Genomic DNA, 19,986 nt, shown 5'->3' with positions numbered 1-19,986 from the left:
GATGAAGAAGATTTTTGTAACCGACACAATCCTGCGTGACGCTCACCAGTCCCTGCTGGCCACCCGTATGCGCACCGAGGACATGCTGCCGATCTGCGACAAGCTCGACAAGGTGGGCTACTGGTCGCTGGAAGTCTGGGGCGGCGCGACCTTCGATGCTTGCGTGCGCTTTCTCAAGGAAGACCCGTGGGAGCGTTTGCGCCAGCTGCGTGCCGCATTGCCCAACACCCGCCTGCAGATGCTCCTGCGCGGCCAGAACCTACTGGGCTATCGGCACTACAGCGACGACGTGGTCCGCGCGTTTGTGGCTAAAGCCGCCGCCAATGGCATCGATGTGTTCCGCATCTTCGATGCCATGAACGACGTGCGAAACCTGCGGGTGGCCATCGAAGCGGTGAAGGCAGCGGGTAAACATGCCCAGGGCACCATCGCTTACACCACCAGCCCGGTGCACACCATCGACGCCTTCGTGAAGCAGGCCAAACAGATGGAAGCCATGGGTTGCGACTCAGTGGCGATCAAGGACATGGCTGGCTTGTTGACCCCCTATGCCACGGGCGAGCTGGTCAAGGCGCTCAAGGCCGAACAGTCGCTGCCAGTGTTTATCCATTCCCATGACACGGCCGGCCTGGCTGCCATGTGCCAGCTCAAAGCGGTAGAAAATGGTGCCGATCACATCGACACCGCCATTTCCAGCTTCGCCTGGGGCACCAGCCACCCCGGCACCGAGTCCATGGTGGCAGCTCTCAAGGGCAGTGAGTTCGACACCGGCTTGAGTCTGGAGCTTTTGCAGGAGATCGGCCTGTACTTCTACGCCGTACGCAAGAAATACCACCAGTTCGAAAGCGAATTCACCTCGGTCGATACCCGGGTTCAGGTCAACCAGGTGCCAGGCGGGATGATTTCCAACCTGGCCAACCAGCTCAAGGAACAGGGCGCACTGAACCGCATGAGCGAAGTGCTGGCAGAAATTCCGCGGGTACGCGAAGACTTGGGCTTTCCGCCGCTGGTCACGCCGACCTCGCAGATCGTCGGCACTCAGGCGTTCTTCAACGTGCTGGCCGGCGAGCGCTACAAGACCATCACCAACGAGGTGAAGCTGTACCTGCAGGGCGGCTATGGTCAGGCACCGGGCAAGGTCGACGAAAAACTCCGGCGCCAGGCCATCGGCAACGAAGACGTGATCGACGTGCGCCCGGCGGACCTGCTCAAGCCGGAAATGGTCAAGCTGCGCGGCGAAATCGGCACCCTCGCCAAGACTGAAGAAGACGTGCTGACCTACGCCATGTTCCCGGACATTGGGCGCAAGTTCCTCGAAGAACGTGCGGCGGGGACCTTGAACCCGGAAGTGCTGTTGCCGATTCCCGAACCGGGCAGTGTCGCCAAGGCGGGCGGCGAAGGTGTGCCCACCGAGTTCATCATCGACGTGCACGGCGAGAGCTACCGGGTCGACATCACCGGCGTGGGCGTCAAGGCCGAGGGCAAGCGCCATTTCTACCTGTCCATCGACGGCATGCCAGAAGAAGTGGTGTTCGAACCGCTCAACGAGTTCGTCGCCACCAGCGGCGGCAGCAAGCGCAACCAGGCCACCGCCCCGGGTCACGTAAGCACGACGATGCCGGGCAACATTGTCGATGTGCTGGTCAAGGAAGGCGACACGGTCAAGGCCGGCCAGGCGGTGTTGATCACCGAGGCCATGAAGATGGAAACCGAAGTGCAAGCGTCGATTGCCGGTAGGGTGGTCACCATTCATGTCGCCAAAGGTGATCGGGTCAACCCGGGCGAGATTCTGGTCGAGATCGAAGGCTGATTCGAACCGGATCAAGGTTTACCTCGGGGAGGCTTCGGCCTTCCTTTTTTTCACCTGACCTGATGGTTCCCTGGCAGGACCGAGCAAGCTCGGTCCTGCAAAGGCTTGGCTCAGTGAACGACGCGGAATTCTTCCAGCGTCTTCACCTGCCCACCGACAGGCTGGTTCAACGGCGCCAGCCACGCCTCGAAAGCCAAGGCAATGGCCGGCCATTCACTGTTCAGAATCGAGAACCATGCCGTGTCACGGTTGTGGCCCTTGACCACCATGTGCTGGCGGAACACGCCTTCGCTGGTAAAGCCAAAACGCAACGCGGCCCGCTTGGAGCGGGCGTTAGCGTCGTCGCACTTCCATTCCACCCGGCGATAACCTTGGGCGAATGCCAGCTTGGCCAGCAAATATACGGCTTCAGTGCCTTTGGGCGTGCGCTGCATGACGGCGCCAAACGCCACGTGCCCGATCTCAACGCGGCCGTGGAGGGGCACGGTGGACATCAGGCTGAGAATGCCCTGGGCCTTGCCAGTTTTCAGATCGACCACGCAAAAGCCCAGTGGGTCAGCGCTGGTGGCATAGCCATCGAGCCAGATATCGAACTTTTCGCGGTCAGTGAAAGGGCCGTAGGGCAGGTAGTCCCAAAGTGCCTGGTCGGCTTCGGGGCCTTGCAACGCTTCCCACAGGTCCTCGCTGTGGCGTGCGGGTTCGAGCTTTTCCAGGCGGATGTAGCGGCCCGTTTGCGTCTCGCGGGAAGGGGGTTGAGCGGTTTGCCAATCTACTACTTGAGTGGTCATGAAAGCTCCTGCAAAGCCTGGCGAAATTGAATGAAGCCGGGGCGTTCGGCAATGCGCTCATACAGAACAATGGCCGTGGCGTTGGTCTCATGGGTCAGCCAGTGCACCTTGGTGCAGCCGGCCTGGCGGGCAGTGGTGTAGACGAACTCGATCAACTGGCGGCCAATGCCCAGGCCACGTTGCTCGGCTCCCACCAGCAGATCCTGGAGGTAGCACGCGTTTTCCACCGTCCAGCATGAACGATGATAGATGTAATGGACCATGCCCACCGCCTCACCGTTCCGCCAGGCCAGTGCGGCATTGATGGGTTCGGCCGGATCGAGCATGCGCTGCCAGGTCACGGCGCTGACACGGTCGGCGATTTCGGTGTTATAGAAGGCTTGATAGGCCTTCCACAGCGGCAGCCAGGCAGCGTGGTCGGCAGCGGTCACAGTGCGAATGTCGATGGCGTTCATGGTCAGGCCTCAAAGGGATTTCATGAGTTCGGCCAGCGCTTGATCGCGCAGGTCCGGGCTGTTGGCGAGGCCGTCGCGCACGCCGTCGAAGTCCGGCTGGGCGCGGTTCTGGCTGAGCTTGCGCTTGCCTTCAAGGCGCTCGATGGGCAAGCGGATACCGACGATGGCCTTGAGCATGCCGTCGATATAGTCGGCGGGGGCATCGCTGACGGCCCAGGGTTTCTCCCGCAGACCTTCGTGGCGGGCGGTCAAGGCAGTCACTATCGCAAGCAATGGCCCGGCGTCGTGAAAGACCTGCGCCTGGCCATGGGCGTGTATCGCCACATAGTTCCAGGTCGGTACTACCTTGCCGTGCTCGGCCTTGGCCGGATAGAAGCTGGGGCTGACGTAGGCATCGGCCCCCGCGAAAATTACCAGCGCCGGCGCCCCGGTGGCCAGATCGCGCCATTGGTCGTTGGCTTTGGCAAGGTGGCCTTCCAGAGTGCCGAAGGGGCCGGCCTTCCGGTCGAGCAGCAACGGCACATGGCTGGCGCTGAGGCCGCTGGCGCCATGGGTAACGAGAATGGCCAGGCGGGTTTGCTCGATCACCTTGTGCAAGCGGGGCAGATCGTCGTCGATAAAGGCGCGTGGGTTGTACATGGGGAGGCATCCGCAGGTCATTTGTGACCATCCTAGGCCGGCCATTGGACTGTTGTAAGATCCACCTCTGATCATTTTTACAGGTCCAATCGCCATGCTCGCGCAACCCGGCTTGCCATTTGATCCCTCCGGGATCGTGCTTGATCGCCGTCAGGGGCTAAGTCGCCAGCTCTACCAGCAGTTGCGTTGCCGGATTCTGGACGGACGCATCAGCTCCGGCACACGCCTGCCGGCCAGCCGTGACCTGGCCTCGGTGCTGGGCATATCGCGCAACAGCGTGGTGCGCACCTATGACCAACTCTACGCCGAGGGTTTTATTCACGGCCGCGTCGGTGCCGGGACCTTTGTGACGCTTCCCGAAAAATTGCCCCTGCCGGAAAAATTATCCACCAAGTTACCCACAGGTTTGGGTGCCGGTTTATCCACAAGTTTATCCACAAAACCCATCCAATCTACTGATGATATGGTCAGTCCTGTATGGGTAAACAGCGCTTTTGGTCGGCTGCAACAATACCACCTGCCCGTACCAAAAGCCGGTCCGCCGAAGGCTTTCAGGGTCGGTATTCCTGCTTTCGATCTGTTTCCATTTCACGTCTGGAGCAAGCTGCACGCGGCTTTCTGGCGTAACCCCGACATTGGCAGGCTAGGTTATGGCGAGGCGGAGGGCGACCCGCGTTTGCGTGAACTGATTGCGGCCTACTTGCGTAGCTCGCGGGGGCTTTCATGCAGTGCTGAACAAATTGTGATCACCTGTGGCGCACAGCAGGCTATTGGGCTTTGTGCACAGCTGCTGCTGGAGCCCGGCGAGGCTGTTGCGGTGGAAAATCCCGGCTATCGAGCAGCCGGATTTGCCTTTGCCAACGCCGGTGCTCAATTGCTTGGCGTGCCTGTGGATAACCATGGTATGGCCTGCGCGGAACTCGAGCAGGCCGAGGCCTGCCGGCTGGCCTACGTAACGCCTGCCCATCAGTACCCCACCGGCGTCACCATGAGCCTGGGCCGGCGCCTGGAGTTGCTGGCCTGGGCCGAACGGCGTCAGGGCTGGATCATAGAGGACGATTACGATGGCGAGTACCGTTACACCGGCGCGCCCTTGGCGCCTTTGGCAGCACTGGATCGCAGTGGCCGGGTGATCTACGTGGGCACCTTCGCAAAGGTCGCGTTCCCGGCCCTGCGCCTGGGTTACCTGGTGTTGCCGCAGCAGCTGGTCGAACCCTTCCGTCGCCGGCGTGCCGTGGACGTGCGCAGCTCGGAAGTGGGGACCCAGGCGGTGATGGCGGAATTCATTGCCCAGGGCCACTTCCAGCGACACATTCGCCGCATGCGCCGGGCGGCCCTGAAGCGCCGCGATGCGCTGCTCCAGCACTGGCCTGCGGGCGTCGTCGGCTGTTCGCCGATGCCCCCGATTGACGCTGGACTGCACGTCACAATCGCTGTGGATAACCCTGAGCGAGAGGCAGAACTGGTGCGTCTGGCCGACACGGTGGATGTCGAGATCAATCCCCTCAGCGATTATTGGCTGGCCGGCACACAGCAATCGGCAGGGTTGGTGCTGGGTTTTGCGGCCGTGGACGAGCAGGTCATCGAACAGGCGGCGAAGCGTCTGGCTCGGGCCTGGTTTTGAGGCATTCTGAAACATATTGTCAGGCAACCAAAAGCAGTCCGCGCATTCCAAGCGAAGTGCCCAACTACGAGTGAGCTCTTATGCGGAACGCAATCCTGCGCAAGTACCGATTCCTGCTCAAGACCGTTACCTATGTAGGCTGGTCGCTGTTCTGGCTGCTGATCTGGGACATCGTCGTGACCGTTGATTTCATGCTGTTCCTGGAGCGCCGGGTGACGCTGCCGTCGATGCCGTTGACCTTGCTGGGCTCGGCGCTGGTGGTGCTCACCAGCTTTCGCAACTCCAGTGCCTACAACCGCTGGTGGGAGGCCCGGACCTTATGGGGTGCACTGGTCAACAACTCACGCAGTTATGCGCGGCAAGTGCTGACGTTGGTGAGCGATGGCGATTCGCTGAATCCAGTCAAGGCGGTGCTGTTGCGGCGCCACGTGGCGTTCGTCAAATGCCTGTCGGCGCACCTGAAAAAGGAGGAGTGTTCCGTGGGAGTGGTGGAGCTGATTGGCGAGTCAGCCTTTGCGCGGCGCCATGACACCAACAACTTCCCCAATGACGTGCTCAATGGCTCAGCGGCGCTGCTCAGCCGCGAGTATCAGGCAGGGAGGCTCGACAGCATCCGCTTCGCGCGTCTGGAGTCAACGCTGGTGGAAATATCCAATTGCCAAGGGGGCATGGAGCGCATCGCCAATACGCCCCTGCCATACCCCTACGTATCGTTTCCACGGCTGTTCATCACGCTGTTCTGCCTCATCGTGCCGATCGGACTGGTCGAAGACCTTGGTTGGTTTACGCCGCTGGCGTCCACGGTGGTGGGCTTCATGCTGCTGGCCATCGAAAAGATCGGCACGGATCTGCAGAGTCCGTTTCTGGCCAGCGAACATGAGATTCAGATGACGGCGCTGTGCGAGAACATCGAGAAGAATCTGGATTCGATGTTGCGCGATGCGCAGGTAACTTCGCGATCGGGGGCGGTAGTCATTTAGGAGGGCTGTTCGAGCATCCGAGCAAGCCTCAGGCCAACTCGCCACACAGGTCGAGCGTCAGTAACCGGCGCACTTCGTCGTACCCCAGGCTGGCACCCAGCAAGGCATGCAGCTTGGCCAGCGCCGCTTCCCGCGTCATCCCGCCACCGGACACTACGCCCACTTCACGCAAGCGACTGCCGGCCTCGTAGATATCCAACTCCACACCGCCCTCGTGGCATTGGGTGACGGCCACGACCACGACGCCAAGGTCTTTCGCCGTTTGCAGGGCTGCCAGAAAGGCCGGGTCATCAGAGGGACCGGTACCGCTGCCGAAGCATTCCAGCACCAGCCCTTGGACACCGCTGGCTATCAAGGCTGCGACCGGTTGCGCGGCATAGCCCGGAACCAGTGGCAGCACGGCCACCTGCGCCAGCTGCAACGGCTGACGGTAGTGCAGGGCGGCCGGTATCTCGCTGCGGCTGCCCGCGCTCGAATTGCGCTTGAGCCGGGCAAACGGATGACGGCCAAAGCTGCGGATTTTCGCGCAGCGGGTCGGTGCCAGCAGTTCTCCGTGGAAGAACAGCTGAACCCCTGGCTTTACGCCGGCGGCGAAGGCGCGCAAGGCGCCGTCAAGGTTTTCCCAGGCATCGCTTTCAGCCACACCGGCGGGGAGCATGGAGCCCGTAAACAACACCGGCACGGTCACGCCCAGCAGTTGGAACGCCATGGCGGCCGCGCTGTAGGCCAGGGTGTCGGTGCCGTGCAGCACCAGCACACCGTCGCAACACTCGACATCCACCGCCTCGACGATGGCCGCACGCAGGCGCTGCCAGTAGGCCGGGGTCATGTTGGCACTGTCGATCAGTGGGAGCAGCTCGCGAAAGCTCCATTGCAGATCGGCCAGCGGATGCAAGTGCGCGCGCATGCGCGCCTCGAAACCGGAGGCGGGGGCCAAGCCGTTGGCACTGGCCTGCATGCCGATCGTACCGCCGGTGTACAGCACCTTGATGTGAGTTGCGGTCATGGGGTTCTCCAGCACTCAGCCTTTTTTCGGCCAGGCCTTCGGGTCAAGGTCCAGGTCAGCAAACTTGCTGGCGTCGAAAACCGGCGTCTTGATACCGGCCGAACGTTGATCATCATAGTCGCGCAGCAAGCGCAGGCCGATCTTGAACAGGAACGCCAAGGTGAACAGGTTGGTGAACGCCAACAGGGTCATGGTGATATCAGCAAAGGCGAACACTGTGCCCAGGTCTTCCACTGCACCCCAGTAGATCAGGGCCACGACCAATGCACGGAACGTCAGCACGGCCTTGCGGTTCTCTCCCAGCAGGAAGCGCAGGCTGCTTTCGCCCAGGTAGTAGTTATAGAGGATCGAAGTGAAAACGAACAACGCCAAGGCCACGCTGACGAAGATTCGGCCCCACGGCCCGACGACCGCCGCCAGGGAGTTCTGGGTCAGGGCAATGCCGTCGCCTTCGAAGTGCACGTTGTAGAAGCCCGACAGCAAGATCACCAGCGCGGTGCAGGTGCAGATGACGAAGGTATCGAGAAACACACTGAACGCCTGGACCACGCCTTGCGCCACCGGGTGCTCGACCTGAGCGACAGCGGCCACGTTGGGCGCACTGCCCAGGCCGGCTTCGTTGGCGAACACGCCACGCTTGACGCCCATCACGATCGCGCTGCCGACCATACCGCCGAAGACCGGATCGAGGCCGAAGGCGCTGCGCACGATGGTCGCCAGCATGTGCGGCACCTGGTCGAATTGCAGGACGATCACGTACAGGCTGACGGCGATGTAGATCAGAGTCTTGACCGGTACCAGCAGGTCAGCCACCGAAGCGATCCGCTTGATACCGCCGAAGAACACCACGCCAAGCAGGGCCGCCAGCGCCAGGCCGCTCCAGTGCGGATCGAAGCCGAAGGCGTCTTTCAGCGAACTGGTGACGGCATGGGATTGCAGGCCATTGAAGGCAAAACCGAAAGTCACCAGCAACAGGGCTGCCATGAACATGCCCAGCCCGCGTCTGCCCAGGCCGTATTGCATGTAGAACGAAGGCCCGCCCACGTACTGGCCGTCGGCGCCGACGCGCTTGTAGGTCTGTGCCAGGGTGCATTCGAAGAAGCTGCTGGCCATGCCCACCAGTGCGGTGACCCACATCCAGAACACGGCACCCGGACCGCCAAGGGTCACGGCGATGCCGACCCCGGCGATGTTGCCGGCGCCCACCCGTCCGGCCAGGCTGAGCATCAGCGCCTGAAACGAGCTGAGCTGGCCACTGCTGCTGCGCAGGCTTTCGCCGAACACGGTGAACATGTGGAAAAAGTGCCGCAGCTGGACAAAGCGCGAGCGGACGGTGAAGTACCCGCCGAGGCCGACAATCAGCACAATCAGCACTTTGCCCGAGAGGAAGTCGTTGATGACTTCGAGCATGGGAGTTACCTCGCTAGATTTCAAAAGGGCGGCACTATACCCATGCCGTAAGGACGACGCAGCTTTTTGGTACAACAAATCATGGTTAGATTGTCCGGACCGGTCCGCGGAACGGCTAGGGATATAACGTTTCAGCAATCATGAAGATAAAAAAAAGGGCCCAAAGAAGATTATTCTCCGAGCCCTCAAAAGGTGAGAGGTGTCTAGTCCCTCGACCTGGTGAGCGTGTGCTGCGATGGGGCAGAAGGTCAGGCCTTCAGCGGGACCAGGCGCGGTGCAATCATGTTTTCCGGACGCAGGATGTCGTCGAGCATGGCGTCGTCCAGCAACTGTTCCTCTCGGACCAGTTCCAGCACCCCGCGCCCCGTTTCCAGAGCCGTGCGGGCAATGCGGGTGGCGTTTTCGTAGCCGATGTAGGGGTTCAAGGCGGTGACCAGGCCGATGGAGTGCTCGACCAGTTCGCGGCAGCGTTTCTCGTTGGCGGTGATGCCGACGATGCAATGCTCGCGTAGCATGTCCATGGCCCGCTGCAACAAGCGGATCGAATCGAAGATCTTGTAGGCGATCAGGGGCTCCATGACGTTGAGTTGCAACTGCCCGCCCTCGGCGGCGATGGTCAAGGCCAGGTCATTGCCGATGATTTCAAAGGCCACCATGTTGACGGCTTCCGGGATCACCGGGTTGACCTTGCCCGGCATGATCGAGCTGCCAGGCTGACGGGCAGGCAGGTTGATCTCGTTGATCCCGGTGCGTGGGCCGCTGGACAGCAGACGCAAGTCGTTGCAGATCTTCGACAGTTTGACTGCGGTGCGTTTGAGCATGCCGGAAAACAGCACGAAGGCGCCCATGTCGGAGGTGGCTTCGATCAAGTCGGCGGCGGGCACCAGCGGCTGGCCGCTGATGGTAGCCAGGCGTGCGACGGCCAGGTGCTGATAGCGCGGGTCGGCGTTGATCCCGGTGCCGATGGCGGTACCGCCCAGATTAACCTCGGTGAGCAGCTCCGGGGCCAGGTTGCGCAGGCGGTTGAGGTCTTCGGTCAGGGTTGTGGCAAAGGCCCGGAATTCCTGGCCCAGGGTCATGGGCACGGCGTCCTGCAACTGAGTGCGGCCCATCTTCAGCACATGGCTGAAGTCCTCGCCCTTGGCGGCGAAGGCTTGAATCAGGCTGTCCAGGCTGGCCAGCAAGGCGTCGTGGCCCAGCAGCAGACCCAGGCGAATGGCGGTGGGGTACGCGTCGTTGGTGGACTGCGCCATGTTCACGTCATTGTTGGGGTGCAGATACTGGTATTCGCCCTTGTTGTGGCCCATGGCCTCGAGGGCGATGTTGGCGATGACCTCGTTGGCGTTCATGTTGGTGGAGGTGCCGGCACCGCCTTGAATCATGTCCACCACGAACTCATCGTGAAAATCACCACGCACTAGACGGGCACAGGCTTCGCTGATGGCTGCGTGCTTGGCTGCGCTGAGGTGGCCCAGCTCGCGGTTGGCATCGGCGGCGGCCTGTTTGACCATGGCCAAGGCCACGACCAGCTTGGGGTAGTGCGAAATCGGCACGCCGGAGAGGTGAAAGTTGTTCACGGCTCGCAGGGTCTGGATGCCGTAATAGGCATGGGACGGGACTTCGAGTACGCCAAGCAGGTCTTTTTCGATGCGCGATGATGCAGCCGAGGACATGATAGAGGTCTTCTCATGGTGGAGCCGGCCAGTGCCGGAACACTGCTGATACTAGGGTTGCAGGCCGATTGTGGCTAATGCTGTTGCTTGCTGGGGTATGCAGAATCGGCATAATGTTCAGTGTGACGCCATTTCATTGCCGAGCGTATATGCCCCCGCAGGAATACCGATGAACCTCGAAAGCAAATGGCTGGAAGACTTCAGCGCCTTGGCTGCCACGCGCAGCTTTTCCCAGGCGGCCGAGCGCCGCTTTGTCACTCAGCCGGCGTTCAGCCGCCGTATTCGCAGTCTGGAGGCCGCCCTCGGGCTGACCCTGGTCAACCGCTCGCGCACGCCCATCGAATTGACGGAGGCCGGCCAGCTTTTTCTGGTGACCGCGCGTACCGTGGTCGATCAGCTGGGTGAGGTGCTGCGCCATTTGCACCACCTTGAAGGCGGGCAGGGTGAAGTGATGCAAGTGGCGGCCGCACACTCGCTGGCCTTGGGGTTTTTTCCTGGATGGATCGCCCAGCTGCGCAACGACGGCCTGCCGATTGCCACGCGGCTGGTGGCAACCAACGTCGGCGAAGCCGTGCATGCCTTGCGCGAGGGGGGCTGCGATTTGATGCTGGCCTTCTATGACCCGGATTCGGCCATGCAGATGGATGCCGAGATATTTCCATCGCTGCATCTGGGCGACACCGAAATGCTCCCTGTGTGCGCAGCGAATGCCGATGGCACGGCGATGTTCGACGTCGAAGGCGAAGCCAGCGTACCGCTGCTGGCCTACAGCGCCGGGGCGTTCCTCGGCCGTTCGGTCAGCCATCTCTTGCGCCAGCGCAGCCTGCGCTATACCACGGTCTACGAAACAGCCATGGCCGACAGCCTGAAGAGCATGGCACTGGAAGGCCTCGGGATTGCCTGGGTGCCGCGCCTGAGCGTCAAAGCGGAGCTGGCCCGCGGTGAGCTGGTGATCTGCGGTGGCCCGCAGTGGTTTGTTCCGCTGGAAATACGCGTTTACCGCTGCGCGCTGGTGCGCAAAGCGAATGTCCGTCTGCTGTGGCGCAAGCTCACCGGCACGGCCGCGCAGAGCTGACCTTAAAGTCAGTAAATACGGGGCTTTCGGCTATTTGTCATCCGCCTGTCGGCAATGCATTTCAGCACCGAGTTTGCGTTATACTGCGCGGCCTTTGGCCGGTCTCAGCCGGCCTTCATTCCGTATAGCGAGCCATGTCGCCCACGCGTCTGGCTCGTTATTTTTTGACGCGCCCGCGGGCGCCCAAGAGAAGAGGCACGACGATGAGTGCATTGGTTGGCGTGATCATGGGCTCGAAGTCCGATTGGTCCACCCTTAGCCACACCGCCGACACCCTGGAAAAGCTCGGTATCCCGTACGAAGTGAAGGTGGTTTCCGCCCACCGTACCCCGGACCTGCTGTTCCAGTACGCCGAGGAAGCCGAAGCTCGCGGCCTCGAAGTGATCATCGCCGGTGCGGGCGGTGCGGCACATCTGCCTGGCATGTGTGCAGCCAAGACGCACCTGCCGGTGCTGGGTGTCCCCGTGCAGTCGTCCATGCTGTCGGGTGTCGATTCGCTGCTGTCGATCGTGCAGATGCCGGCGGGTATCCCGGTCGCCACCCTGGCCATCGGCAAAGCCGGGGCCATCAACGCCGCGCTGCTGTCGGCGAGCATCCTGGGCGCCAAGCACCCGCAGTTCCACGCCGTGCTCAAGCAATTTCGGGCCGACCAGACAGACAGCGTGCTGGACAATCCAGACCCGCGCCAGGCCTGAGGACCTTTCATGAAAATCGGTGTAATCGGTGGCGGCCAGCTGGGCCGCATGCTGGCCTTGGCGGGCACTCCGCTGGGCATGAACTTCGCTTTCCTCGACCCGGCACCGGATGCCTGCGCTGCCGCGTTGGGTGAGCATCTGCGTGCCGACTACGGTGATCAGGCGCACCTGCGTCAGTTGGCCGACGAAGTCGACCTGGTCACGTTCGAATTCGAAAGCGTACCGGCGGAAACCGTTGCGTTTCTGTCCCAGTTCGTCCCGGTCTATCCCAGTGCCGAAGCCCTGCGCATCGCCCGTGATCGCTGGTTCGAAAAAAGCATGTTCAAGGACCTGGGCGTGCCGACCCCCAGCTTCGCCGACATCCAGTCCCAGGCAGACCTGGACGCCGCCGTGGTCAGCATCGGCCTGCCTGCGGTGGTGAAGACCCGCACCTTGGGCTACGACGGCAAGGGCCAGAAAGTGCTGCACAGTGCCGCCGACGTGGCGGGTACCTTCGCCGAGTTGGGCAGCGTTCCGCTCCTGCTGGAGGGCTTCGTGTCGTTCACTGGCGAAGTGTCCCTGATTGCAGTGCGCGCTCGCGATGGTGAGACGAAGTTCTATCCTTTGGTGCACAACACTCATCAGAGCGGCATCCTGCACCTGTCCATCGCCAGCACCGATCACCCCTTGCAGGCACTGGCAGAAGACTATGCCTCGCGGGTGCTCAAGCAGCTCGATTACGTCGGCGTGCTGGCTTTCGAATTTTTCGAAGTGGACGGCGGCCTCAAGGCCAACGAGATCGCGCCACGCGTGCACAATTCCGGGCACTGGACCACCGAAGGCGCCGAGTGCAGCCAGTTCGAAAACCACCTGCGGGCGGTGGCGGGCTTGCCGTTGGGGTCGACGGCCAAGATCGGCGAAAGTGCCATGCTCAACTTCATCGGTGAAGTGCCGGCGGTGGCCGACGTGCTCGCCATCGACAATTGCCATCTGCATCACTATGGCAAGGCGTTCAAAGTGGGCCGCAAAGTCGGTCATGCCACTGTGCGCAGCCACGATATGGCTACCCTTGAGCGGCAGGTAGCCAAGGTTCAAGCCTTGATCAAGGCCTGATTGAACGGGGCATGGAACCAATGCCCATGGCCAAACCTCTGAATGCAGTGCGCCAGAGCAGGCCCTTCAGGGTGTGCTCTGGTTTTGACATCATTGGGAGGGAAGCATCATGGGCATCATCGGAACTATCTTCATCGGCTTGATCGTGGGCCTGCTGGCGCGTTTCCTCAAGCCAGGTGACGACAGCATGGGCTGGATCATGACCATCGTGTTGGGGATCGCAGGTTCCATCGCGGCCACTTATGGCGGTCAGGCGTTGGGCATCTACCAAGCAGGTCAGGGCGCCGGCTTCCTTGGCGCGCTGGTCGGGGCCATCGTGTTGCTGGTGCTGTACAGTCTGATCACCAAGCGCAACTGAGCACGGCACTGTAGGACCGAGCTGCTCGGGAACGGCGCGGCGCGGTCTGTCTGAAAGACGGCGTTGTTCATTCCCGAGCAAATTCGCTCCTGCAGGGGTGGGTCAGAGCGGCTGAGCGCCGATGGTCACGGCCATCACGTGGCTGTCACCCGGCGCCAGGGTGACCACGTCGTCCAGCACATTGGCGGTTTCGATGCACAGCATGCGCTGCCAGCCATCGTCTGCCATGTCTGCCAATTGGGCGGCACGTTCCGTCCAAGGGTTCCAGACCACTGTGTTGTTCGAGCCGGTGCTGGTCAGGCGAATCTGGCGTTTCCAATTACCGTCGGCGATGCTCAACTCGTTGGGCGTGTTCAGATAGATGCGATCGGTCTCGCCTTCGAACTTTATATCGCCGTTCTGGCTGACGTCGTCCCAGTCCGGGGTGGTGGTATCCTTGTAGGTCAGACCGGAAAAGCCCTGGGCGCTGACTTGATACACGTCGCTCACGGCGAAGTAGCTGTGCAGGGCCTGGGACAGGCTGACCGGATGCTGGTCCAGGTTGGTGCTGGTGAGGCTGATATGCAGTTCTTTGTCAAGCACGATGGACAGGGTCACCGAGACCTTGTGAGGCCAGTCCGGCAGAACGCCTTTAGCCGCCTGCGGCACATCGAAGGAAAGCCGCACGCTGCCTTCCTCGTGATCATCAATGCCCAGCAGCTGCCAGCTCAGCGCACGCACCAAGCCGTGGGCGGGGGCGCCTTCGCTGCCACCGGTACGCATGGCTTGAACCTGCGCCGGGTTGCGGGCCAGATTGCCGAACCACGGCCAGCACACCGGGACCCCGGCGCGTGCGGCTTTGCCGGCAGTAAAGTTGGCGTGTTCGTTGAGCCAGATCAGCGGCGTTTCACCGTCGCGCTGATAGCTGAGTACTTGGGCGCCTTGTTGAGTCACCAGCAATTCATCCTTGCCGACGGTCACTTTCCAGCAGTTCAGATCACCCAATTTGACCGATTCGACCGATGAGTTGGACATGTGCTGCTCACTTTTGCTCGTAGTGGGAAGTGGACCGCCAAAACGCCGTGCAGTTCTTTGTCAGCGCCGAGGCGGTACGGAGCGGGTGCGCCCGCTGCTGTCGATGGCAACGAAGACGAACACTGCCTCGGTCACCTTGCGCCATTCGCTGGACAGCGGATCATCGCTCCAGACTTCGACCATCATCTGGATCGAGCTGCGGCCGATCTCCAGCGCCTGGGTATAGAAGGACAATTGCGCACCTACCGGCACCGGTACCAAAAAGGTCATGCGGTCGATTGCCACGGTGGCGACACGGCCGCCGGCGACTTTGGTGGCCATTGCCGTGCCGGCCAGGTCCATCTGGGACACCAGCCACCCGCCAAAGATATCGCCGAACCCGTTGGTCTCGCGGGGCAGCGCCGTGATCTGCAGGGCCAGGTCGCCCTGTGGGATGGGATCTTCTTGTTCGAGTTCAATCATGCCGGGGGGTGCCTCTGGCCCGTGACGCTAAATTGGTTGGCGCACTTGTGGGAAATTTCCCAAGAGAAGCCCGAGTATATAGACGCCTGCGCGCCAGCACGACCGTTCGGTTCTGAAAATGACCCCAAACGGCGTGAAGACTGTGCTTTTTCGGGCAATTTGCTATCTTGCCCCACCTGCCAAGCCGCACGCAGCCAGTACAGCTGCCGATTCAAGTGAGTATTGTTCTATGAGCTCTGTGCCTTCGAGTCCCGCGCACTCTTCGCGACCGCTGACCCGTAACGATTACAAGACCTTATCCTTGTCTGCCCTGGGCGGCGCCCTGGAGTTCTACGATTTCGTTATTTTTGTGTTTTTCGCCGCTGTGGTCGGAAAGCTGTTCTTCCCGGCTGACATGCCCGAATGGCTGCGACTGATGCAGACCTTCGGCATCTTCGCCGCCGGGTACCTGGCTCGTCCGCTGGGCGGTATTGTCATCGCCCATTTCGGCGACATGCTGGGGCGCAAGAAAATGTTCACCTTGAGCATTTTTCTCATGGCCGTACCGACCCTGATCATGGGCCTGCTACCGACCTACGCGCAGATCGGCCTGTGGGCGCCACTGCTGTTGCTGTTGATGCGCATCATCCAGGGCGCGGCGATCGGTGGTGAGGTGCCGGGGGCGTGGGTGTTCGTTTCCGAACACGTGCCACAGCGGCACATTGGCTATGCCTGCGGTACCTTGACGTGCGGGCTGACGACGGGAATCCTGTTCGGCTCGCTGGTAGCCACGCTGGTCAACAGCCTGTACAGCCCCGTCGAAGTGGCTGATTTTGCCTGGCGGATTCCGTTCCTGGTGGGCGGCGTATTCGGCCTGGCCTCGGTCTACCTGCGGCGCTGGCTACACGAAACCCCGGTCTTTGCCGAATTGCAGCAGCGCAAAGCGTTGGCGGCAGAGGTGCCGATGCGTACTATTTTGCGCGAGCACCGCAGTGCCATCGTGATCTCGATGCTGCTGACCTGGATGCTCTCCGGTGGCGTGGTGGTGGTCATCCTGATGACCCCGACCCTGTTGCAGACGCTATATGGCTTCAGCCCGGCCACGGCACTGCAGGCCAACAGCCTGGCCATTGTTTTTCTCAGTCTGGGTTGCATCGGTGCTGGCGCCCTGTGCGACCGGATCGGTGCCGGGCGGGTGTTCGTGGTCGGCAGCGTGCTGTTGCTGCTCAGTTCCTGGGCGCTTTATCACAGCCTGCAGGCACATCCGCAGTGGCTGCTGCCTTTATATGGCCTGACCGGGCTGTTTGTCGGGGTGATTGGTGCGGTGCCTTATGTAATGGTGACCGCCTTTCCACCCGTGGTGCGCTTCACCGGTCTATCGTTTTCCTACAACCTGGCGTACGCGGTATTTGGCGGGCTGACGCCGATGGCGGTGACCTTGATGCTTAAGTCCAACCCCATGGGAGCGGCGTATTACGTGGCCGGGATTTGCCTGTTGGGGGTGGCAGTGGGGCTCTATCTGACGGCTCGCAAGCGATGAGGGCGACGCACAGCCGCTAAATGGTCACATGTTTGTCATATTCCTTACATAGAGTGTCCATCCGAACTGGAAAGTCCCCCGTTGTCAGGAGCCTGCATGAAGTTGAAGTGTTTGTTGGCGGCACTGCTGTGGTGGGTGGCTGCCAGCGGTCAGGCTGCTGTCGATCCGGACATTCCCCTGTACACCAAGGCCACTGGGGTATCGGGCACCCTGTCGAGTGTCGGCTCCGACACCCTGGCCAACCTGATGACGCTTTGGGCCGAGGCTTACAAGAATCAGTATCCCAACATAAATATTCAGATACAGGCGGCGGGCTCGGCCACAGCACCTCCAGCACTCACCGAGGGTACCTCCAACCTGGGGCCGATGAGCCGCAAGATGAAAGACACAGAGCTTTCCTCCTTTGAACAACGTTATGGCTACAAGCCTACGGCGATTCCCGTGGCCGTGGATGCGCTGTCGGTCTTCGTGCACAAGGACAACCCCATCCAGCACCTGACCGTCGAGCAGGTCGATGCGATTTTTTCGGTGACGCGCTTGTGCGGGGCCAAAAGCGACGTGAAGACTTGGGCTGACCTTGGCGTGAGCGGCGATCTGGCCCGCCAGCCTGTCCAGCTGTTCGGGCGCAACTCGGTGTCGGGTACCAACGGCTATTTCAAGGAAGTGGCGCTGTGCAAGGGCGACTACAAGCCCAACGTCAACGAGCAGCCGGGCTCGGCCTCGGTGGTACAGTCCATCAGCAGTTCGCCGAACGGCATCGGCTATTCGGGGATTGGCTACCGGACCGCCAGCGTCAAGACCGTGCCCTTGGCAAAAAAAGGCGGCAACGAATTTTATGCGGACACTGAGGACAACGCCCTGAGCGGCAAGTACCCGCTGTCGCGCTATCTCTATATTTACGTGAACAAGGCGCCGAATACCCCGTTGGCGCCGTTGGAGGCCGAGTTTGTCAAACTGGTACTGTCCCGCGAGGGTCAAGAGGTGGTAGTCCGAGACGGTTATATTCCCTTGCCAGCCAAGGTGGTGGCCAAGGTAAGGGCCGATCTTGGTTTGTAATACCTCTGCCATCTTTTTGTCATACTGGATCGCTAATTTGTGCGCATGAACGACCTCCCCCGTTCGCCACCGCCGAGCCATGCTCAGCCTCGGCGAATCGATTTCAATACGCCGGCCTTGCAACGCCAGCGCCGCCTGCGCGCGCTCCGAGATCGACTGACTCGCTGGACCGTTCTGGTCGGCGGATTCGCCGTATTGGCGGCGATCACCCTGATTTTCTTCTTTCTGGCCTATGTCGTCGTACCCTTGTTTCAGGGCGCGAGCCTGACCCCCGGCGCAGCGGTCCGGCCGGCGTGGATGCAGGAAGCGAAGCCGTTGCTCATGGCCATCGAGGAGCAGAACCAGGTGGGCCTGAGCATCACTGACCAAGGTGATGCCGTGTTCTTCGGTGTCGATTCGGGGCAACTGTTGTCCCGTACCCATCTGCCGCTGCCGGTGGGCGTTCATGTGGCCTCGGTGGCCCGCGCCGAGCCGGGCAGTCCGTTGATCATTGTCGGGCTGTCCGACGGCAGAGCCCTGGTGGTGCAGCATGACTACCGGGTGAGCTTCCCCGAAGGCCGCAAAACCATCACGCCGGCGCTGGAGTTTCCCTATGGCCGCGCGTCTATCTTGCTCGACCCGCAAGGCCGAGCGCTGGAGCACGTGGCGGTGGACGCCGGCGACGACAACCTCATCGTTGCCGGCTCCACGGGCTCGCAGCTGCATGTGGTGGCACTGAACCACGGTAATGACAGCGACACCGCGCTGGTGCAGTCGCGCATCGAATTGCCGCAGATGACCGAGCAGGTAAAAAGCATTTTCATCGACCCCCGTCAGCAATGGATCTACGTCATCAATGGTCGCGCCCAGGCTGATGTGTTCAGCCTGACTGACCGCAGCCTCAACGGCCGCTACAAACTGACCGAGAACGCCGACACCGAAGTCACTGCCAGCGCGCAGTTAGTGGGTGGGATTTCGCTGCTGGTGGGCGACTCCATGGGTGGCCTGGCGCAGTGGTTCATGGCTCGGGACACCGACGGCGAAATGCGCCTCAAGCTGATCCGCAGTTTCCAGCTGGGCCACGCACCCATTATCGAAATCAGCGCCGAACAGCGCCGCAAGGGCTTCCTCGCACTGGATGCCAAGGGCTCGCTGGGGATTTTCCACAGTACGGCGCACCGCACCCTGCTGATTCAGTCGGTGGCCAGCGGTCCGGGGTTATTCTCGCTGTCGCCCCGGGCCAATCGCCTGGTGGTCGCCTCGGGGGGCCAACTGCAGTCAATGAGCCTGAATAACCCACACCCGGAGGTATCCTGGAGTGCGCTGTGGGAAAAGACCTGGTACGAAAACTATGACGCGCCGGCATATGTGTGGCAGTCCACCGCTGCCAACTCCGACTTCGAACCCAAGCTGAGCCTCGCGCCGCTGACCTTCGGCACCCTCAAGGCGGCGTTTTACGCCATGCTGCTGGCCGCTCCGCTGGCAGTGGCCGCCGCTATCTACACCGCGTACTTCATGGCTCCGGGCATGCGCCGCAAGGTCAAGCCGGTGATCGAGTTGATGGAAGCCATGCCGACGGTGATTCTTGGTTTCTTTGCCGGGCTGTTTCTGGCGCCCTACGTCGAGGGGCACTTGCCGGGTGTTCTCAGCCTGATGATTCTGTTGCCCCTGGGGATCCTGCTGGCTGGCTACGGCTGGAGTCGCTTGCCGGAACCGTGGCGCAGGCGTCTGCCCGATGGCGCAGAGGCGGCGATTTTGCTGCCCGTCATCTTGTTGACCGGTGCTTTCGCCCTGTACATGAGCCCGTTTGTGGAAAGCTGGTGGTTCGGCGGCGATATGCGCTTGTGGATCAGCCATGATCTGGGCATCACCTATGATCAGCGCAACGCCCTGGTCGTGGGGCTGGCCATGGGCTTCGCGGTGATACCTAATATCTACTCCATTGCCGAGGACGCCGTATTCAGCGTGCCCCGCAGCCTGACCCTGGGCTCGCTGGCCCTGGGTGCCACGGCCTGGCAGACCTTGACACGAGTGGTCATTCTCACCGCCAGCCCGGGGATTTTTTCGGCCCTGATGATCGGCATGGGCCGTGCGGTGGGGGAAACCATGATTGTGCTGATGGCCACCGGCAACACCCCCGTCATGGACATGAACTTGTTTGAAGGGCTGCGCACCCTGGCGGCCAACGTCGCGGTGGAAATGCCCGAGTCGGAAGTCGGCGGCAGCCACTACCGAGTGCTGTTTCTGTCGGCGCTGGTGTTGCTGCTGTTTACCTTTGTCATGAATACCGCAGCCGAACTGATCCGTCAGCGCTTGCGCAAACAGTATTCCTCGCTGTGAAGGCCGGAGAA

General features: G+C 61.5%; 18 protein-coding genes. 10 read left to right on the top strand and 8 right to left on the bottom strand.

The features are described 5' to 3' along the window. The first annotated feature begins 1 nt into the window (after nt 1). The gene (gene oadA, locus HB675_RS09465; protein WP_213878016.1) at nt 2-1,810 is read left to right on the top strand and encodes a sodium-extruding oxaloacetate decarboxylase subunit alpha; all 1,809 of its coding nucleotides are present in this window, start codon (nt 2-4) and stop codon (nt 1,808-1,810) included. Nucleotides 1,811-1,920: 110 nt separating this feature from the next. On the opposite strand, the gene HB675_RS09460 is transcribed toward oadA, so the two are convergent. The 3 genes from HB675_RS09460 to HB675_RS09450 are packed head-to-tail and all read right to left on the bottom strand — an operon-like array spanning nt 1,921 to nt 3,692. Then, entirely contained in the window at nt 1,921-2,598 is a 678-nt protein-coding gene (locus HB675_RS09460; RefSeq protein WP_213878014.1) for a GNAT family protein, read from the bottom strand. After that, nucleotides 2,595-3,053 (bottom strand): GNAT family N-acetyltransferase, encoded by a 459-nt coding sequence (locus HB675_RS09455; protein WP_213878012.1) that lies wholly within the window; start codon nt 3,051-3,053, stop codon nt 2,595-2,597. The genes HB675_RS09460 and HB675_RS09455 overlap by 4 nt, the downstream gene beginning before the upstream one ends. A 9-nt stretch (nt 3,054-3,062) precedes the next feature. After that, complete coding sequence (locus HB675_RS09450) at nt 3,063-3,692, bottom strand: FMN-binding negative transcriptional regulator (RefSeq protein WP_213878010.1); 630 nt, start codon at nt 3,690-3,692, stop codon at nt 3,063-3,065. Nucleotides 3,693-3,786: 94 nt separating this feature from the next. Here HB675_RS09450 and HB675_RS09445 point away from each other — a divergent pair, with 94 nt between their 5' ends. Both HB675_RS09445 and HB675_RS09440 read left to right on the top strand, forming a co-directional pair. Beyond that, entirely contained in the window at nt 3,787-5,316 is a 1,530-nt protein-coding gene (locus HB675_RS09445) for a PLP-dependent aminotransferase family protein (RefSeq protein ID WP_213878008.1), read from the top strand. A gap of 80 nt (nt 5,317-5,396) precedes the next feature. Beyond that, complete coding sequence (locus HB675_RS09440; RefSeq protein ID WP_213878006.1) at nt 5,397-6,296, top strand: bestrophin family ion channel; 900 nt, start codon at nt 5,397-5,399, stop codon at nt 6,294-6,296. A 28-nt stretch (nt 6,297-6,324) separates the two neighbouring features. Here the strand turns inward: HB675_RS09440 and HB675_RS09435 are convergent, their stop codons facing one another. From HB675_RS09435 to HB675_RS09425, 3 genes are all read right to left on the bottom strand, one after another. After that, nucleotides 6,325-7,302 carry an asparaginase gene (locus HB675_RS09435; protein ID WP_213878004.1) on the bottom strand — a complete coding sequence of 326 codons (978 nt, stop codon included), beginning with the start codon at nt 7,300-7,302 and terminating at the stop codon, nt 6,325-6,327. Nucleotides 7,303-7,317: 15 nt separating this feature from the next. Then, the gene (locus HB675_RS09430; protein ID WP_213878002.1) at nt 7,318-8,712 is read right to left on the bottom strand and encodes an alanine/glycine:cation symporter family protein; all 1,395 of its coding nucleotides are present in this window, start codon (nt 8,710-8,712) and stop codon (nt 7,318-7,320) included. A gap of 248 nt (nt 8,713-8,960) precedes the next feature. Continuing rightward, nucleotides 8,961-10,385 carry an aspartate ammonia-lyase gene (locus HB675_RS09425; RefSeq protein WP_213878000.1) on the bottom strand — a complete coding sequence of 475 codons (1,425 nt, stop codon included), beginning with the start codon at nt 10,383-10,385 and terminating at the stop codon, nt 8,961-8,963. Nucleotides 10,386-10,554: 169 nt separating this feature from the next. Between HB675_RS09425 and HB675_RS09420 the strand changes: the two genes are divergently transcribed. The 4 genes from HB675_RS09420 to HB675_RS09405 all read left to right on the top strand — a co-directional run bounded on the left by HB675_RS09420 (nt 10,555) and on the right by HB675_RS09405 (nt 13,605). Next, nucleotides 10,555-11,460 carry a LysR substrate-binding domain-containing protein gene (locus HB675_RS09420; protein WP_213877998.1) on the top strand — a complete coding sequence of 302 codons (906 nt, stop codon included), beginning with the start codon at nt 10,555-10,557 and terminating at the stop codon, nt 11,458-11,460. Nucleotides 11,461-11,663: 203 nt separating this feature from the next. Continuing rightward, nucleotides 11,664-12,155: a 5-(carboxyamino)imidazole ribonucleotide mutase gene (gene purE / locus HB675_RS09415; RefSeq protein WP_213877996.1), complete on the top strand. Its 492-nt coding sequence runs from the start codon at nt 11,664-11,666 to the stop codon at nt 12,153-12,155. A 9-nt stretch (nt 12,156-12,164) separates the two neighbouring features. Further along, nucleotides 12,165-13,247, top strand: a complete 1,083-nt coding sequence (locus HB675_RS09410; RefSeq protein ID WP_213877994.1) for a 5-(carboxyamino)imidazole ribonucleotide synthase — start codon at nt 12,165-12,167, stop codon at nt 13,245-13,247. A 109-nt stretch (nt 13,248-13,356) separates the two neighbouring features. After that, the gene (locus tag HB675_RS09405) at nt 13,357-13,605 is read left to right on the top strand and encodes a GlsB/YeaQ/YmgE family stress response membrane protein (RefSeq protein ID WP_213877992.1); all 249 of its coding nucleotides are present in this window, start codon (nt 13,357-13,359) and stop codon (nt 13,603-13,605) included. Nucleotides 13,606-13,707: 102 nt separating this feature from the next. Here the strand turns inward: HB675_RS09405 and HB675_RS09400 are convergent, their stop codons facing one another. Both HB675_RS09400 and HB675_RS09395 read right to left on the bottom strand, forming a co-directional pair. Further along, nucleotides 13,708-14,619, bottom strand: coding sequence for a D-hexose-6-phosphate mutarotase (locus HB675_RS09400; protein WP_213877990.1), 912 nt, complete (start codon nt 14,617-14,619; stop codon nt 13,708-13,710). A 60-nt stretch (nt 14,620-14,679) separates the two neighbouring features. Next, complete coding sequence (locus HB675_RS09395; RefSeq protein ID WP_213877988.1) at nt 14,680-15,081, bottom strand: acyl-CoA thioesterase; 402 nt, start codon at nt 15,079-15,081, stop codon at nt 14,680-14,682. A gap of 229 nt (nt 15,082-15,310) precedes the next feature. Between HB675_RS09395 and HB675_RS09390 the strand changes: the two genes are divergently transcribed. The 3 genes from HB675_RS09390 to HB675_RS09380 all read left to right on the top strand — a co-directional run bounded on the left by HB675_RS09390 (nt 15,311) and on the right by HB675_RS09380 (nt 19,975). Continuing rightward, nucleotides 15,311-16,600 carry an MFS transporter gene (locus tag HB675_RS09390; RefSeq protein ID WP_213877986.1) on the top strand — a complete coding sequence of 430 codons (1,290 nt, stop codon included), beginning with the start codon at nt 15,311-15,313 and terminating at the stop codon, nt 16,598-16,600. 96 nt (nt 16,601-16,696) lie between these two features. Then, nucleotides 16,697-17,656 (top strand): phosphate ABC transporter substrate-binding protein PstS family protein, encoded by a 960-nt coding sequence (locus HB675_RS09385; RefSeq protein WP_213877984.1) that lies wholly within the window; start codon nt 16,697-16,699, stop codon nt 17,654-17,656. A gap of 45 nt (nt 17,657-17,701) precedes the next feature. After that, nucleotides 17,702-19,975: an ABC transporter permease subunit gene (locus tag HB675_RS09380; RefSeq protein WP_213877982.1), complete on the top strand. Its 2,274-nt coding sequence runs from the start codon at nt 17,702-17,704 to the stop codon at nt 19,973-19,975. Nucleotides 19,976-19,986 lie beyond the last annotated feature (11 nt).

The organism is Pseudomonas sp. dw_358, from assembly GCF_018449655.1.
GTDB lineage: Bacteria > Pseudomonadota > Gammaproteobacteria > Pseudomonadales > Pseudomonadaceae > Aquipseudomonas.
This window is presented reverse-complemented; position numbering and strand designations above follow the sequence as displayed.